This window comes from Pedobacter sp. A2324 (assembly GCF_059693705.1).
On sequence record NZ_JCASSK010000005.1, the window covers coordinates 266,632 to 285,000 of the forward strand.

Annotated in this window: 11 protein-coding genes; all 11 read left to right on the forward strand. The window is 42.3% G+C overall.

The annotated features are described in order from the left end of the window. Nucleotides 1–6: 6 nt before the first annotated feature. Nucleotides 7–1,191, forward strand: a complete 1,185-nt coding sequence (locus AC570I_RS16330) for a hypothetical protein (RefSeq protein ID WP_497406315.1) — start codon at nucleotides 7–9, stop codon at nucleotides 1,189–1,191. Between the two features lies 1 nt (nucleotide 1,192). Next, nucleotides 1,193–2,485: a hypothetical protein gene (locus AC570I_RS16335; RefSeq protein ID WP_497406316.1), complete on the forward strand. Its 1,293-nt coding sequence runs from the start codon at nucleotides 1,193–1,195 to the stop codon at nucleotides 2,483–2,485. Then, the gene (locus AC570I_RS16340; protein ID WP_497406317.1) at nucleotides 2,469–3,563 is read left to right on the forward strand and encodes a hypothetical protein; all 1,095 of its coding nucleotides are present in this window, start codon (nucleotides 2,469–2,471) and stop codon (nucleotides 3,561–3,563) included. Before AC570I_RS16335 ends, AC570I_RS16340 begins: the two co-directional genes overlap by 17 nt. A 10-nt stretch (nucleotides 3,564–3,573) precedes the next feature. Continuing rightward, nucleotides 3,574–4,452 carry a hypothetical protein gene (locus AC570I_RS16345; RefSeq protein ID WP_497406318.1) on the forward strand — a complete coding sequence of 293 codons (879 nt, stop codon included), beginning with the start codon at nucleotides 3,574–3,576 and terminating at the stop codon, nucleotides 4,450–4,452. After that, entirely contained in the window at nucleotides 4,442–5,281 is an 840-nt protein-coding gene (locus AC570I_RS16350; RefSeq protein ID WP_497406319.1) for a hypothetical protein, read from the forward strand. The genes AC570I_RS16345 and AC570I_RS16350 overlap by 11 nt, the downstream gene beginning before the upstream one ends. A 233-nt stretch (nucleotides 5,282–5,514) precedes the next feature. Then, nucleotides 5,515–7,845: a TonB-dependent receptor gene (locus AC570I_RS16355; RefSeq protein WP_497406320.1), complete on the forward strand. Its 2,331-nt coding sequence runs from the start codon at nucleotides 5,515–5,517 to the stop codon at nucleotides 7,843–7,845. Beyond that, entirely contained in the window at nucleotides 7,842–8,939 is a 1,098-nt protein-coding gene (locus AC570I_RS16360; protein WP_497406321.1) for a DUF928 domain-containing protein, read from the forward strand. The genes AC570I_RS16355 and AC570I_RS16360 overlap by 4 nt, the downstream gene beginning before the upstream one ends. Further along, nucleotides 8,939–9,331, forward strand: coding sequence for a hypothetical protein (locus AC570I_RS16365; RefSeq protein WP_497406322.1), 393 nt, complete (start codon nucleotides 8,939–8,941; stop codon nucleotides 9,329–9,331). Before AC570I_RS16360 ends, AC570I_RS16365 begins: the two co-directional genes overlap by 1 nt. Nucleotide 9,332: 1 nt before the next feature. Beyond that, nucleotides 9,333–15,893: a hypothetical protein gene (locus AC570I_RS16370; RefSeq protein ID WP_497406323.1), complete on the forward strand. Its 6,561-nt coding sequence runs from the start codon at nucleotides 9,333–9,335 to the stop codon at nucleotides 15,891–15,893. Nucleotides 15,894–15,897: 4 nt separating this feature from the next. After that, nucleotides 15,898–16,692: a hypothetical protein gene (locus tag AC570I_RS16375; protein WP_497406324.1), complete on the forward strand. Its 795-nt coding sequence runs from the start codon at nucleotides 15,898–15,900 to the stop codon at nucleotides 16,690–16,692. After that, nucleotides 16,673–18,355 (forward strand): autotransporter outer membrane beta-barrel domain-containing protein, encoded by a 1,683-nt coding sequence (locus AC570I_RS16380; RefSeq protein WP_497406325.1) that lies wholly within the window; start codon nucleotides 16,673–16,675, stop codon nucleotides 18,353–18,355. The genes AC570I_RS16375 and AC570I_RS16380 overlap by 20 nt, the downstream gene beginning before the upstream one ends. The last annotated feature ends 14 nt before the right edge of the window (nucleotides 18,356–18,369 follow it).

Below are 18,369 nucleotides of genomic sequence, written 5' to 3' on the forward strand. Positions count from 1 at the left end.
AAAAATATGAACATGGTATTTAACAGCTTCATAGGCCTTTTAGTAGTTAGCCTCTTAGGTTCGCTATCATCAAAGGCGCAGCAGGTAATTGGTACATTCAATAGTAATGATCAGATGGAGTGGCCAAACGTAGTTTGGTACCGCAACACTAGCTTGGGATGGGATGAAGGTTTGATCAAAACAGGATCTGGCACTAATGGTATTGCACGCCCGGGTTTTGGAATACACATGAATGAAGATAAGCAATTTTCATTCTGGTCGTCAGGCTTTGTTCCGCTTCTTTCGGTGGATGGAGGTACAGGAAATAGCTTTATTAAAGGCAAGTTGGGATTGGGCATACTCAATCCAAAAACGCAATTGCAGCTTCCGGAGGCGAGTTTTATTACGATAGGAAATTATGAGGCAAACGGCGCGCCGAAAGGAATTCAGTTCACTGGCTTCCGTGATATTATTCCTAATTATTTTGGAGCGTCTATCGAATCTTATCCCGATTGGTATTGTTGTAACGGTTATCCTGATGCCGGATACCCAGGTATTATGCAAATGGGCATGCGTTTTATGCTTCACGGACCTAACGGCGACCTGGCCAATGATAAAAAGACAGCCATGATTATCCGCTCCAACGGCCACGTGGGAGTAGGTACCGAGAACCCTGCCTACGATCTGGATGTGACCAATTATATCTCAGTCGGTGCACAGGGAGGGGTAGACCGTACGGTGCTTACCGGAGGCACAGGACTCGGATCAAGTGTAAAGCTGTTTTATGCCAATGGTGCTACCAATTCGAACCTTACAGGAAGCAGTGATAGTTACCTGAATGCAGTTGTTGGGAATGTAGGTATCGGCCTTACTAATCCAACCGAACGGCTCACGGTGAACGGTAAAGTTAAAGCGCGCGAAATCCGAGTTGATATACAGGGTATGCCAGATTACGTTTTTAAACCTGGTTATCAGAATATGTCGCTCTCAGAGACTGAAGCCTATATCAAAAAGCATCAACATCTTCCTGAAGTCCCGAGTGCTAAAGATGCCGAACAAAATGGCCTTGAGCTCGGAGAAATGAATAAGCTACTCCTGAAAAAGATTGAGGAGCTAACGTTGCATTTGATTGAACAGTCCAAAAAATTGGATGTGCAATCCGATCGCCTGGATCAGCAAGCTAGAGAAATACAAAAACTAAAAAAGAATTAATATGGACGTAAGCGATATGCGATTTATTCAAACAACATTTCTACTTCGGTTAGCGGTTATTTTTAGTTCCTGTAAGCATCCTTTTAAATTCACAAAAGTAACAGGTCTACTTTTAAACGCACTGTTATTATTGTTCTTGATTCTTTCCATTACCAATTTGGCAAGTGCTCAGCATTTTAACAAGACGCCTTTCATTGAGGCGAGTGGCGTTATGGAAGTAGGAAGATTCTTTGACTTTCATGATACGAATGATGGTACCTCAGATTATTCATTAAGAATGGAGGTTTTTGATGGCAAATTATATAGCTCCGGTTTAGGTGTATTTCCAGGTTTAGGAATAAATACGACTTCCGTCAACGGTAACCAAATGCACATTTTTGGTGGTTATCCATCCTCTACTAATCTAATATTATCTGCAAACTATGAGAATGCTTACCGTTGGAAGTTCAGAACCACGGATCGGGGTAATGCCATTGATCTTGACATCATAGGCACTGATAATGCTGATCGGGAAGAACAAGTGTTGAAATTATCTCCCTCGTTTTCCGGCAGACCAGAAATATCGGTGATGAATGACTGGCTTACAGTAAACAATGCTAATATTGGCATCGGTACATCTTCCCCGGATGTGAAGCTGCATTTAAAAGGCGGATCGATGATGGTTGGAACAAACAGCGTCAATAATGGCAATAGCGACGGTTATATGAGTATCGGTAACATATTAGAAAATTCATCACCTCATGCTCAGAATTGGCATTCATCCAGTACACTTTTATTGAATGCTCAAGACTTTTCGACCATCGGATTCCACGATTCGGGTTTACGCGTCGATTTTATCCGTGTTGGCAATGGCATTATGGAGCTTGGCTACGATGGCGGCTGGGGAAGGCCTCACATTAAACTTCCAAATGGTATCTGGGATGCTTCAGGGAACGTGGGCATTGGTTTAGAAAATCCAACCGAACGGCTCACGGTGAACGGTAAAATTAAAGCACGCGAAATCAGAGTTGATATACATGGCATGCCAGATTATGTTTTTAAGGCTGGTTATCAAAATATGTCGCTTCCAGAGACTGAAGCCTATATCAAAAAACATCAACATCTTCCTGAAGTCCCGAGTGCTAAAGACGCCGAACAAAATGGCCTGGAGCTTGGAGAAATGAATAAGCTACTCCTGAAAAAAATTGAGGAGCTCACTTTACACCTTATTGAAAAAGATAAGCAGTTGAACCGATTCGAAGAAAGGCTGAATGAATTAGAGGGATACCAAAAGAAAAATGATATCAAGAATTAGACTTACGTTACTATTAATGCCTTTTAGCATCACGCTATTAGCACAAACACATCTTACCAGCGCCAATGCTGCTGCAGTTGCGATTAATCCAGCTGACCACTTTGTATATAGCGGAAAAGATGTTGCCTATTATGGGTTAGGTTGGTATAACGAAGATATTAATTGGCCACCTTACGCATATTTATCTTCATTTTCTGGTATAAATTTTTTTACTCAAGGTTCATCACGGGTATTTATTGGGGGACAAGGCAACCTTGGAATTAATACAATAAATCCCCGTAACAAATTGGACCTATGGGGAGGGAAATTATCTGTGACAGGCGACGATTATAATGGAACAGCTGTTTTAGGCGCATCAGGAGGTATAAGTTATTTCGGCAGCGAGTACCTGAATAATGGCATAGCTATTTCCCCAGCAGGAAATGTTGGAGTTGCGACCAGCAATCCCCGTGCTCCATTTGATAACGCTAAGTTTGTCAGCGCCGGCGGTTTAGCAACCGTTATGTCTCGTTTACAGGAAGGTGATTATGCAGGTGAAGGAACCTTTCTGGGTGTAAGGGGGTTCGAAACACAAAACCAGGCTTTTCAGAATAAGAGTTTTGCATTGGAACATAACTTTTATGGAGTAACCAATAGTGCGATTAATTTCTATCGTGGTGGGAGTGTAACGGGTGGATATTTGACATTCAGTACTTACCACAACATCGAACGAATGCGTATTGATCCGGATGGTAATGTTGGGATTGGCCTTACCAACCCAAGCGAACGCCTTACAGTGAACGGCAAAGTTAAAGCCCGTGAAATCAGGGTGGATGCCAGCAATATGCCGGATTATGTTTTCGAACAAAAATATCAGAACATGCCACTTCCCAAACTTGAAAAATACCTGCAAGTTAATAAACACCTTCCCGGAATACCATCTGCTCAGGAGTTTCAGCAAAATGGACTAGAATTGGGCGAGATGAGTAAACTGCTCCTTAAGAAGATTGAGGAACTAACCCTACACGTTATCGAACAAGACAAACAGATCAGGCTGCAGGGAAAGGAAATTAATCGGTTGAAGAAGAACAAACGCTAAATATATTTTTATGAAGAAACTTTGGATTGGCTTATTTCTATGCATCGTTGGTTTTACGGTTACTGCCCAGCAGGAATATTTACCAATGTATGCGAGTAGAAGCATATCTGTCCGAACCCGGGACACCGTGATCAAGGGCCTTACGAAAAACCTTCATCATATAAATAAGTCAGTAGCCAGGGTGAATGGTAACGGAATAGTGTATGATGTGGATGTGCAAAGTCCGCGAACGTTTTTAGGAATTCAAGATCAGGGTGAAACGCTCGCCAGCGTCACTAATAGGGATAACCACACCCATGCCAATATTTCCCTTAGCAATGTCAGCACGCCTAATCCCAATAACAGTGGTGCAGATGCAGACTACGGTCGTCTGGGTTTTTTCAATTCAGATTTTGGGATCGAGAATGTGAGGCTGGAGGGTTTTTATGGTAGCGGGCAGTTTGTAGATCGTGGAGGCCTAAAAATTTATACGCGCGATCATGATGGCTTACAGCCACGAATGGTGGTCGGATCTGGCGGACATGTTGGAATCGGAACATTCAGTTCGGAGAACAGGCTCACTGTAGCTGGTAGGATTGGTGCACAGGAAATTAAAGTAAGCGGACAGAATATGCCTGATTATGTATTCAAAGCAGGATATAAAAATTTGTCGCTGCGGGAAATTGAGCAATACATCAACCTCAACAAGCATTTGCCTGAAGTACCAAGTGCAGTAGAGGCTGATCAGAACGGTATCGAACTTGGTGAAATGAACAGGTTGCTTTTAAAAAAGATTGAAGAACTGACGTTACATCTGATCAATCATGAGCATCAGCTGGAATTGCAGCAAATACAACTGACCAAGGCGCTCAATGAGCTTAAAGATTTAAAGAAAGAAAATGAAAAATAAATTGCTATTCCTGATTTTGCTACTACCTGTTGTCAAAGTCGCTGCCCAGGACTTTAGTTTGCCGGCAGACGGAAAATGGTATCTGGTGGCCAGAATTGGTGGCCGGCACAGCGAGATAGACTACACCTATTTCCATACTACTGCACATACGCCCTCCTTGATTTCAGGGAAGATACAGTTTATCAATGCACAAAATTTTGCCATTCAGGAGCATCATAGCATGGGGTATGCCCAATGGCTCCAACCAACTTTTGCTCTTCTGAATTTTGGAGCCGAATCTCAAATCTGGGTAAAAGCTGCTACGGGTGCAGATTTCGGTACGTTCAGGGTGAATAAAATATTGACCGGAACCCTGGAGCTGGGCTCGCAAAATGATAGCAACTTGGCCGATAATGGTGCCCTTGTGACGACCTATAACCAAATCAGAGATAATGGTCACACTTATGTTGGTAACCTCCATGTGCTGGATGGGAATGTTGGCATTGGTACTGAGGCTACTGCCGAGAGATTGACGGTAGATGGGAAGATCCATGCCAAAGAAATCAAAGTGGATGGGAGTGGACTGCCGGATTATGTTTTTGAGCCGGATTATCCGCTTCGTTCACTTCATGATACAGAACACTATATTAAAATACACAAACATTTACCTGAGGTGCCTTCTGCAAAAACGGCAAGTGAAAAGGGAATTGAACTTGGGGAAATGAACCGAATACTGCTCAGAAAGATCGAAGAGCTCACCTTGCAACTTATTGAAATGGGAAAGAAAGTGGATAAGTTGGAGCATAAAGGACAGAATAAAAAAAAACTTATGCAGTTTCGTCGCCAATAGCCCTTGCAAAATTTTGGGTTTCATCAAGCATTTCCCGCCATTCGTCTGCATCCACGAGTGTTCCGTCCAAACAACCCCTTCAGCCCTTTTACGCCACTACTTTTTTAATGATCTTCGAAGTGGAGTTAACTGCTTCGGAAAACCAAACAAACACTATTAACTACCCCTTTTCACGTCCATTACCGACCGCTTGAAGAGTTGAGCAATAGTGTGCTATGCTAAAAATGAATTGTATGAACAATGTCTTAAAAATAGTGATTGTACTATTTTTCTGCTGTCTGTGCCCGGCCAGGCTTTTTGCACAGCTACCTGTAAGTAAGCAGGCTGTTACAGATAGTCTCCATTCCGCCAAAAAGAAATTTGCCGGGGTCGATTCGATAGCCGCCCACAAATTTCAGTCAGCTAAAAAAAATATTGCCACTCAGGTAAATGAGCGTGTGAAACAGTCAGACATTGCTAAGCTGTTCAAAAAAGATTCTGTTAAAAAAGGCGCTAAGATTCAGCTTAGTGATTTTTCGGTAGAAAACGCTACGCAATACATTCCGGTAAAGACACCGAATAATAGCAAGAACCTGTTTAATAGCCTGAGTTTTAATGGGGAGCTTAAGGTGAAACAAATCCCGGTTGATTTAACCCTTGTAAACAATTTTACGGGTATACGGGATTTCAGGCTGGATCAAGGCAATTTATTCAAGTTCGATATTCCGCGACCAAGCTTTGGAGATTTCTTCAGTGCCGATATCAATAAGTATAAGCAGTTAAAGAAAAATGTACTTAGCGGACAGGCTGTTGAATCTGTATTGCGAAAAAAAATTCAGGACCGCCTGGCGAGGAGTATTGACCTGAGCAAGGTACCAAAATTACAAACCTACCTCAATAGCCCTGAGCGCATGCGCAGTTTGTTACAGATGAATGAACTGGAGCTTAAAACCAAAATTAACGAATTTACAGATGAGGCCAAACAACAGGTTTTAAGCCAGGGCAAAGCGCTAAGTGAAAAGGAAAAAGATTCGTTGACTAACCTCTACATGGAAAAGAAAGATGTTTTATATAAAGAAATCCGTGAACTACAAACTGCTGTGAATGAAAGTGGACTTGATGCCGAAAAACTGGCATTGATGGAGAAAGTGGCTAATGGTAAAATTTCCCAAAAAGAACTGGAAGATTTTTTTGTGGCAGAACTTTCCAAGTCTAAACAAGGTAGTTTTCTACAGAAGAGCTATTCGCAACTGCGGGAAATGCAGGCCGGTAACTTTGGTGCACAGCTTCCGGGTAGTTTCCTGAACCGGGATCTTTTTCTGAATGGATTTAACCTCTCGCTACGCACCGCCAGGGGACCAGTTAAAGTGGGTATTAGTACCACCAAAGACCTAAACAGTGCAAAAGATGCGGGCTTTGATGCTTCCAGCTTTTCTATCCCAAAGCTTTACAGCTACCTGAGTGTACCCACAACTAATTTTTCCTTCGGATCGGGAAAACTCTCGTGGGTGGGCACTTATGACAGGCAGTTTTCTGGTGGCTTTGCTCCTGTACAAAACACTCTTCCCAGAAATAACATGGTATTTACCCTGAGCCAGGCTTTTAAATTTAAATCTGCAGGGACCGTTACGCTTGATGTGTCTAAATCTTCTACTCAATATAAAGAACTGGCCAGTTTTGGCCCTGATCAGCTCATGCTTGACCGTTACACCAATGGTAACTACTTCCGTGACGATCTGTTACAAACCATGTCTTTGGGTGCTAACCATGCAATTGATGCGAAAAAAATCGGACTCAAAAGTTCGGTATTTGTAAGCTATTCAGGATCAGGTTTCCAAAATCCCGGTCAGCAGGGAATCGGTAACCTCAATCTTCGTTTTGGAGGTAACATCCGTAAAACGCTTTTCCACAATAAACTTACCCTCGCCTTGCGAAGCGACTTCAAAAATATGCCAATCAGTGCATCCGACAATGCCCATTGGAGTAACCGGAATATTCAATTCGATTCGAGAATGAAAATTTCCAGGAGTTCTACACTTGGTGTAAAATATATCAGTAATGGTGTGGATAAGGTAACACAGGGCAACACACCAGTATATGGCGCCCGGAAACTGCAGTTCGACCTCAACAGCAGCTATAAATTGTTGGGGCAGCGCAGCTTCACCCATCTAAGTTTCGGTCAGCAGGAAATTGCAAATCCTTTATCACTGGGTAATTCCAGCCTTATGCAGGTTAATATGGTACAAAGTGTAAACTTCAACAACTTTTCGCTTTCAGGCAACCTCTTTTACAACCGTGAACTGAATACCAATACCATCCTGGGCAATATGCTTAATTCAGATGCATCTGTACAGTATCAGCTATTCCGCTCGGTATCGATGTCTACCGGTCTAAGTTATCTGGATAACCAGAATCTTGCCCGCCAGGCCGGGGTTAAGCAAAGCATCCAGCTGATGTTGCTCAAACATTTCGACGTGTCTGCTTACGTGGATTTGAGAAAGAATCTAATTAGTCCGACCTACCCAGACCTTTTTGCTACCAACAGGGGCGAGTTATCTATTCACTATTACCTGGACAGAAAATGATCAAGCTTAAACACATATTTTTAACGTGCCTTTCTTTCTACGCAAATTTTGCATGGGGACAGGCCACAATTGTTTTCGTACCAGAAGTACAGGGCACTACTTTAAACGGGTTGTTCAGGGCAGCCATTTATAATTCCACGGGGATAAAATCGGTGAGGATGAATATTGTAGTAAGTGAAAGCCGCGCAGGCCGGATTGCTACAATCCAGACAGTACCGTTTCAAATCGTACCAGGGAGCAATATAATTCCATCTGGTGTAGCCCGTTTGGCCAGTATTGCAATCGCACAGAACGCCACGGCCAATTTCATCAGGAGGAATCAATATTTTCCGCAGGGTGATTATGAGTATGCTTTCAACATCATCTCGGCTTCCTCCAGTGAGGAAGTTATCGTCGATCAGACCTTTAACCATGAAGTAACCCCACCAGCGCCGCTTGATTTGATTGAACCGTATGATCAGGATGAGATTTGTGAGAAACGTCCGCTGCTTACCTGGCAGCCCTCATTGCCGAGTGTAGACGGGCAGCTTTATCAACTTATGCTGGTGGAAATCAAAGATAAACAGAATGCGGTAGAGGCCCTCAACTATAACCTGCCAATTGTGAATCAGAAGGGGATTCCGGCAAACCTGCTGGTTTACCCACCTAATGCAAAAGAGCTGATTGCCGGAAAAAAATATGCCTGGCAGGTAAGTGCCTATAAAGATCAAACGATTATTAACCGATCGGATGTGTGGTCGTTTGAGGTGAACTGCCCGGATACGACGGTAACCAAAGCGCCAGTTGATCTGGGATATCGGGACATTGCCGATCTAACAAAAGGTAACTTTTATGTATCGAATGGTTTAATCAACTTTTCTATAATAAATTCCTATGCCGAACAGAAGCTACGCTACACAATTATTTGCGTGAATGATCCAGGTAAAAAGGTCAGAAGACTACCAACAATAACTTTGAAGCGGGGGGAGAACAAAATCAGTATAGATGTTTCCAGGAACAATGCTTTTGTTAATTACAACTCGTATGTGATGCGGGTTGAACTTCCAGATGGAACCCATAAAAGTTTAAGATTTACATATAACACCGTAGAGTAATGAAAAGATACCTTATTGCCCTTTTGATGCTTATTGCTTGTAATCAAAAACGAACCGGCTATGCCTCCGATGCAGATTTAGAGGTTGTCGTCCAGCGTAAGCAAGCTGCAGGAAACACATTTATGTTACGCCTTTTTCCTAAAAACGGAGTTAACTCTATGCTGAACGATAAGACAAAAGAATCAGTAATTTATCGTTCTGACAGCTGTTTCAGAATACTGGATCGGGGTAAGGAATACTTCCCACTGTATGTAGAACCAGTGGCAAATGGGGTTAAAGATTGCTATGAATTCATCGTAGCCTTCAATGATCTTCCTGAATTAAAGGTCCAAACCATGATCTATCAGGATATTTATATTAACAAGAAAAAATACGTGATCACTATTCAATAATATGAAGTTTTTATACAGCAAACGCATTAGGTTTATTGCAAAATTTCTAATTCTTCTGTGGATTTTTCAGATCTTCCAGCCGCTCAGTTCCTATGCATTAACATCAGGCCCTTCACAACCGGAAGCGCAGTCGTTTCAGCCGGCAGGGGTATCTGATATGGTCGATATTTTTAGTGGTGATTTTAAATATAATATTCCTCTAATGGATATTGATGGTTTCCCTGTTAACCTTAATTATCAATCGGGTACTGGAATTGAAGATGAAGCCAGTTGGGTAGGCCTTGGATGGAATCTTAATGTTGGTGCTGTTAACCGGCAGCTCCGGGGTATTCCAGATGATTTCATGGGTGATACACTTTCTACTCAACATTATACAAAAGATAAGGTAACCGTGGGTGGAAGATTGACGGCCCGCGGAGAGACTTTAGGTGATGCTAAAATAAGTGGTTCGTTCAGCTTCGGAATTTTTAGCGACAATTATACTGGAATAGGGGCTGAAATTGGTGCCAATGCGGGAATGTCTTTCGGGTTAGTTAACGAAGGTATGCTCACTGCAGGAATGGGGCTGGGCGTACTATCCAGCACAGCGTCTGGTGTAGATATCACACCAAGTGTATCACTATCCATTTTCGATAATAAGCGCGAAAAGGGTGTGCTTTCATCTTCTTTCAGCTCATCGTTGGGCTATAATTCCAGATCAGGAATGAAATCTTTGAGTTTTGGTCACAACCTGCTCATGACTAATAATTCCAACAATTTTTCTTTTAACACCGAACCTATTTTGCCGAAAATTCAATATCCTTACGAATCAACCTATAGTTCATATAGCATTGATGTTGGAGGGGCTTTGTTTGGGGGTTATTTAGGTGTAGGAGGAACAGGTTACCGAAATATTCGCAAAACCATTAATTCAGGTAAAATGGAAAGCCGCGAATACGGCTTCCTTTATGCAGAAAAGGGGAAGAATCTCAAAAACGCACTTCACGATTTCATCAGGGAGAAAGAAAATCCTATTATTCCCGAATTGCCTAATCTTGCTTTACCCATTGCAACACCTGATATATTCAGTTATAACAGTCAGTCAGGTTCAGGACAGTTCAGGCTGTATAGAGGTGGAACAGGTGCTTATTTTGATAACGAAGTAACTGATAAAAGTAAAACAACGAGTGCCGGTGGCGATATTGGAATTGGAGGATATGCCCATGCAGGAGTTTCCCTCTTTCAACAAAATACCACCAATACATCAAGAAAATGGACCGGAAACAATAACTATTTGAAATACGGCGATTTTCAGGACGAATCCACAACAATTCCAACACGGCAACACGTATTTTTTAAAGATATGGGACAACACCATATTGAAGATGCTGTTGTGTCGGAGAAGCTTTTGCAGGAACAGCCACTGGCAGTTTATACTTCAGGAAAAACTGCTGGTAGCGCCTTCAGGACAACTAATAGTTTTACCAGTAACATCAACCCGGTTTCGGCAGAAATTGCCAAAACAAAAAGGCAACCTCAGGGTACAGTAGTGAGTTACCTCACTGCTGAAGAAGCAAAAAATGGGGGATTGGATCAAAATATATTTACCTATCCGTTCATGTCCACACAGGGTTTTGATCCCACGCAATCTATGCCTACGTTGGCACATGCAACAGCAGTTTCGAGGGTTGGAAATTACAGGAAGAAACACCATATATCCGAGTTGACAGTAACTGATGGCTCGGGGAGTAGAACTGTTTACGGGGTGCCTGCTTACAATATCAAGCAGGAAGAAACCTCCTTTGCTGTAAATGGTACAGTTACAAACCGCACCGGGCGCAAAGATATCGACATGCAGGCTAATGAAATTGCGTATAAAGGAAAAGGAGTAGACGATTATTATCACCATGATCTGCAACCAGCCTATGCCTACAGCTATCTCATATCTGGAATATTGTCGCCCGATTATGTGGATAAGGAAAATAATGGAATTACATCTGATGATGATGGCACAGCCATAAAATTCAATTATAGCCGTATCGATAACTATAAATGGCGGACGCCTTATGGTAATAAATACAATAATGGAGTGTACATGCCGGAGAGTAATCTCAACCGTGGTCAGCTAGCCGATCCGGATGATGACAAGGGATCAATCGTTTATGGTGAGAAGGAAATTTATTACGTGCATTCAATTGAATCAAAAACGAAGATTGCTTTTTTTATTACAGCAGACCGGGATGATGCGCTTGGTGTGGTGGATTGGAAAGGTTCCAGAAACACCGGAGTGAAGCAAAAAAAACTGGTGGAAATCCGTTTGTATTCTAAGGAAAATCTTGATCCATCGCAGCCGATAAAGGTGGTTAAGTTCAAATATGATTACCTTTTATGCAAGGATACACCCAACTCCGAAGCACAAAATGGCAGAAAGCTCACCCTTACCGACGTGTGGTTTGAATATGCCGATAGCCATAAAGGTGCCAACCATCCTTATCATTTCAGCTATAATACCACACTAAATAACAACGAGGTTAGTTACGGATCGATGAGCACCGATCGCTGGGGTACCTATAAGCTCGATGCTGCTAACCCCGGCGGGCTCAATAACGAAGAATATCCTTATTCAGATCAGCAGAGAAGTTCGAATAGCAATAAGTCAAATGCCGATCAGGCTGCAGGCTTATGGAGTATCAGCCAGGTTCAGTTGCCATCTGGTGGCCGGATTAATGTAGATTATGAAGCCGACGATTACGCCTATGTACAAAATAAAAAGGCAGCTGTAATGGTTCCGCTTACAGTGGTTAGCGGAGCGGCCGATGTGGTGAGTGTTCCGGTCGATCTCGATCCGCCATCAGGTAATAAACTTCAGTGGTTCCGTGATAACTATCTCGATGGTGGCGAATACATCTACATCAAGTCAATGATTAAGCTGGGCAATAGTAACGCTCCTGCGGCAAACGGAGGTTACGATTTTGTATCCGCATATTGCCGGATAACCACTGTTAATTTTAGTGGAAAGAATGCCATCCTCACACTCGAGCAGATTGATCAGGGCAGTCCTGCCAGTGCCCTTCGTTTTGCAGCCTGGCAGAAACTTAAGAATGAGTATCCCCGCTTTGCTTATCCGGGTTATCAGAATAAAGTTGGCGATAATCACAGCAATGGCATGGAAGCAGCAATTTCAGCTGTATTTAATGCAGCCTCTAACCTGAAAGAGCTAAGGGAAAATTTCTACCAGAAAGCTAACCGTAAAGGGTATGGAACAGAGATCGATCAGCCCAAATCATTCGCAAGGGTTAGCGTGAACATAAAAGGTAAAATTGGCGGAGGCGCAAGGGTTAAGAAGATTGCTATTCATGATGAATGGAGTAATCTCAGCGGAAGTGCTGCCAGAAGTAGCAATTATGGACAAAGCTACACTTACACAACCACCAATGATCAGGGCAGAACCATCAGTAGCGGCGTGGCCAGCTATGAGCCCTCAATTGGCAGTGATGAAAATCCCCTCCGAACTCCTGTGCCCTATGTACAGAAAATTAAAGGTACCATTAATAACTACTTCGAGCTGGAAACTCCGTTCGGCGAATCATTATACCCTTCGCCGGGTGTAGGCTACAGCAAGGTAACTATACGCGATCTTGACGCAGATGGAAATGAATATCCGTTAAATGAGCGGCCAAAAACCGGAAGTATTGTAAATGAATTTTATACGGCTAAAGATTTTCCTGTGAAGGTTAAGATGCTCGATATACAGCGCTATAATCCAAGGCCTAGCCAAAGCTATAACATTGTTAGTACAAATAGTGTACAGGAGATGGTGCTTTCTCAAGGGTATGTGATTGAATTGAATGATATGCATGGAAAGGCTAAAACCAACAGGGTATTTAATCAAGCAGGAGCAGAAATATCTTCTACCAGTTACGAATACCAGGTAGATAATCCTTTTGCGGTTGAAAAAACTCTTAACAATACAGTAAGTGTGGTGAACGACAATGGAATTGTAGTGCCCGGCATCATTGGGCGCGACATTGAATTTTTTACCGACTTCAGAGAGCAGGAAACCAGTAACTCCGGTCGCTCTATCAATATTGGAATGGATGTGATTCCATTGCCATTCTTTGGCATTCCATTATGGTTGCCTCATTTACCTATAGGAAATAACAACGAATATAAGCTTTTCCGTTCGGCCTGTGGTGTTAAAGTGATCCAGCGTAGCGGACTCATCAAAAGGGTAGTTAAGATGGAAAACGGTTCAAGCATTGCCGTTGAGAATGTAGTATACGATGGCGTGACTGGTGAGGCACTCGTGACCAAAACACAAAATGAGTTTAAACAGGATTACTATACTGTTAATCTTCCGGCTTATTGGGTATATAAAGGAATGGGAGGAGCATATCAGAACATGGGCTGTGTGATGAGTAACCTGAGCACAGGATCAGATGGAACAATATTAAATGGAACTTACGCAAGCCTTTTAGCTGCGGGTGATGAAATTTTATCAAATACTTACATCCACACTACGGTGAGTGCAAGGGCATCGGTAGGTACTGGCGAGATGATCAATAATAGGTTTTGGGTAATAGAAGTTAATGGGGTGAAAAAGTTAATTGCATCTAATGGAAGAGTTATACAGGTGGATCTGCCAATTGCTAAAGTAGTTCGGTCTGGAGCTAGGAACATACTGTCAGCTAGTACTACCAATGTAGTTTGCATGGAAAACCCAATTATCGGTAATCAGTTTGTTTTTATCACCGAATCAGATCTTGGTAAACTGAAAGTAATATCTTCAAGCGTAACAATCTACGATGAAAAATGGTCAGCGGGTAAGGAGGATCTTGGGGGATACGTAGAGAACCCATGGTTTGTGTATGGCAGTTATAGCTATCCACAGAATACTACCTTTGCTACCTATTTGGTCTCTGATCCAAACCCATACGCGACAGCCGAATATGTTGCCTCTGCATATTGGAATACCAGATCTTTCGCTGAATATGTAAGCATATGCGCTTATAATCAGCCGGGCTTTGATTATTATTATAATCAAACTGGATTTGATTACTGCCTGGATATTTCTGAAAGTGGTTATTATACTCTGGGGAGATATTCTGGGTCAACTGTTTATATCGACGGGCAAATCTGGGGTAATGGCAGTACGAATGGAACAGGAGGTGTATCCTGGAATATTTCAAATACGCAAAAATACCTTACTGCTGGTATTCATAGATTAAGTGTAGAATTTTGGTCAGGGCCTATTCACTATGAAGGGGTTAATGGTGTAGAGATTTACAAGAATTCTCCTCAAGAGCTAAAAAATATCGACCAGTATGGGTCGGGGATTCAGCGCGTCTTTACCACCGCTAACATCAAGGGAGTACAAAATCTATATAGTATGGTTTGGTTAGATATTGGTGACTGGGGCTATCTCTATCATTATTCAGATGGATATGGACAGATGCTAAACCCATGCGCTCCCTTCTCAGGTAAGGATTTAATTAAGAATCCTTACATCAGTGGTTATCTTGGTAAATGGAGGCCTTATCAAAGTAAGGTCTATCAACAAACGAGGAAGATCAATGATAGTTTTACACCAGGTAAACGCGGGATGCGTTTGAATCAGTCCGGATATTTAAATGCTTTCACTCCTTATTGGACCCGGACAGGGGCTGACTGGTCAGAAAGTAACTCAAAAGATTGGGTGACCGCCAATAGAATAACACTTTATGATCGCTATGGTAATGAGTTAGAAAATCAGGATGCACTCAATCGTTATAGTTCTGCCAGCTTTGATTTTAATGGTCAACTACCGTCTTCGGTAGCCTCGAATGCGATGAGCAGGGAAGTTTATGTAAACTCATTTGAAGACTTAAGGTTTAGGAATAGTGATGATCCACAAGGATTTTCAACTAAAAATATTTTTGGAGAGCTATTCAATCCTGTTAACGGACAGGACTTGAACTTTCTGCTTCGTAATACAGAATCTCATTCCGGGAACTATAGCATATATGTCAATGGGGACGGAATATTGCTGAATACACATCTGCATAACACATTACAAAAGCAAGGGGATTACCTGCAGTTTACAGGTAACGGATATTCTCTGGTCCGCTGGCCGGGAACTTATCCGGGTGGTTTTGAACCTATGCCTTACAAAGATTATATGATTAGCGCATGGGTAAAAGATAACGATAAGTTACATAAAACGATCAATGTGGATTTTGCTATTGTGAATGCTTCTGGTTCTGCATCAAACGTTACGTTAAGATGTAAGGCCATTGTGGAGGGTTGGAAATTATTGGAAGGCAGCTTCAATAGCTCAACAATGGGTGGGCAGCAGTTAGGTATCACCATCAAATCCAATCAGGGTGTATTTCTGGATGATATACGTTTATTTCCAAAAACAGCCCACTTAAAGTCTTATGTGTATAATGATAAAACCTTCAAACTCATGGCCGAACTTGATGAAAATGCTTTTGCCACCTTCTATGAGTACGATGACGAAGGTTCGCTGGTAAGGGTGAAGAAAGAAACCGAGCGGGGCATCGCCACAATTAAAGAAACCAGGTCATCTTACCATAAAAACTAAAGCTATGAAAATCCAATATCGAAAATGGACAGCCGGATTGATCGGTTTATCACTCACTTTTGCCGTTGCCTATGGCGCCATAAAATGGAGTACTCCCAAAGCAGAATATAAGGAAAGAGCAGCAGAAAAAGCTTCTGAAAATATATATATTCCTGATACAACTCAGCTGAAAAAGCTAGCAAAATTGGCTGAAGTATTAAAGTTCGAATCACCGGAGATGAACCTGTCGGCAAAGCTAACCATCATGGATGGAAGTGATAGCAGTGCAAATGTAAAAGACTTGCCTTATCAATTGATCAGAAAGGGTAATAATTTCTACAGTAAACTTGGAACTTCTGAAACGTTGAATGCAGATGGCTTGTACATTTATACTGATCAGCAACAAAAGAGCATACTTATCGGGCCTGCAAAAACGATAACCAGTTCACCTGCATTGCCGGCAATTGAAACACTGATCAAAAGTATGGGAGCGGAGCATTATCAGCTTGAAGAGCAGAGCCTGAATGAAGATATGGCCGAAATAGCGCTGATAAACCCAAATCATATTACCTGCAAGGAATATAAGATTACTTATCTGAAGGCGTCTTTAAGACCTGTAGCGGTATTGGTCAGACTAAGCAATTTTGACGATCCTTTGAATAAGGAAAAAGACCGGGTAGTTGATTTTCGTTTCAAGAGTTCAGACTTTCCTGATCATATGGAGTTACTGAGTATTTCGAGAATAGTAAAAAAAGCAGCAGATGGAAAATGGCTCCCTTCAACAACCTACTCAACCTATCATGTACTTTCGATTTTATAATATGCGGACATTTTTATTTTTGACAGGTTTTGTATTTAGCACAACGATTTCCGTAAAAGCCCAGAATAGTTTTCCGGGTACAGGCCCTGCAGGCATAAACACCCTTACGCCTGTAGCCCATTTGCAGGTAAAGGGCGATTCGCATTTTGACGGAGCTACAAAACTTTTCCTCACGAACAATGCCGGCGATTACGGGCGCACCACCCTAATGCTAACCGGTCGTTTTCAAGATAATAATGATGGCTGGCAATTTGGTACCTATGCACGGAACTCCATAGTTTTTGCACAAAATGAAACGACATCAGGTAATAATATTGGTTACACAGGCGACGAAAAGTTTTCGATTCAATTGGAAGGCAATTCTCGTTCGCTGGGATTTCTTTCCAAGCAGATGGGCCACATTCCCAATATGGTACTTACCCAAAACGGAAATATTGGAATAGGTGGAACTCAGCCGCGACAGAAATTAGATATTTGGGGTGGAAATTTGAATGTTACAGGTGATGACATTAACGGAACAGCCTTTGTGACTTCGCACTGGGGTAAGGCTTTCTTTGGAAATAACCAGTTTGATAATGGTATGGCCATTGATTCTGAAGGAAGGGTAGGTTTTGGCACCAGTGCACCAGAGGCGCGGGTGCACATCAAAAATGGAGGGTTGATGATTGGATCAAATACTGTTTCACATAACACTGATGGGTTTTTGAGTCTTGGCAATATGAATACCAATTCGACGCCAAATACGGAAAATTGGGGTGGACAAACATCACTTTTACTTAATGCTCAGGATTATTCCACAATAGGCTTTCATGATTCCGGAAACAGGGTAGATTTTATCCGGGTAGGAGGAGGTGTGATGGAATTGGGGTATGATGGGGGATGGGGAAGACCATCTGTCGCTTTGCCAGGGGGGTTATGGACGTCATCAGGTAATGTTGGTATTGGTACCCAAAGTCCGAAAAGCAAGCTTCACATTATTGATGGAGGAATTTCTAAAGACGGGGGGAACAGCGGTCAGTTATCTGAAAGTGGCATTATAGTTCAGGCTAATACCGGTGGACGCTCTCAAACCACTGGCGCCCAGATTGAATTTGCCATTCCAGCAAATACTGATGGGGGCAACATTTACAGTCAGGGACGAATCATTACGGTTGCTGCAAATGCCGCCAGTTATAATGCAACTGGTAGAATGATACTGGGTACCCGCAGAATGTTCGACAAAAACGGGACCGGTGCGGCATGGTATTATGGGGATGATATTACAATAGATGGCTCCGGGTATGTTGGTGTGGGAACGAATAACCCATCTGATAAACTTACCGTAAATGGTAAGATTAAAGCCAATGAAGTTAAAGTAAACGGGGAGCAGTTACCTGATTATGTATTTGAGCCCGGATACCTGAATCTTCCACTTGATGAACTGGAAAGTTACCTTAAGATCAATAAACACCTCCCCGAAGTTCCATCGGCTGAAGAAGCCGAACGCAACGGGCTGGCATTGGGAGAAATGAATAAACTGCTCCTTAAAAAGATTGAAGAACTCACCCTTCACCTCATCAGCCAGCACAAGGAAATGCTGCATCTAAAAGTAACTTTAGCAGAAACTGAAGCCATAAAAAAGCGAATGACTGAAATCGAATTGCTTTTAAAAACCCGAAAATAAAACAGGCTCCGGCC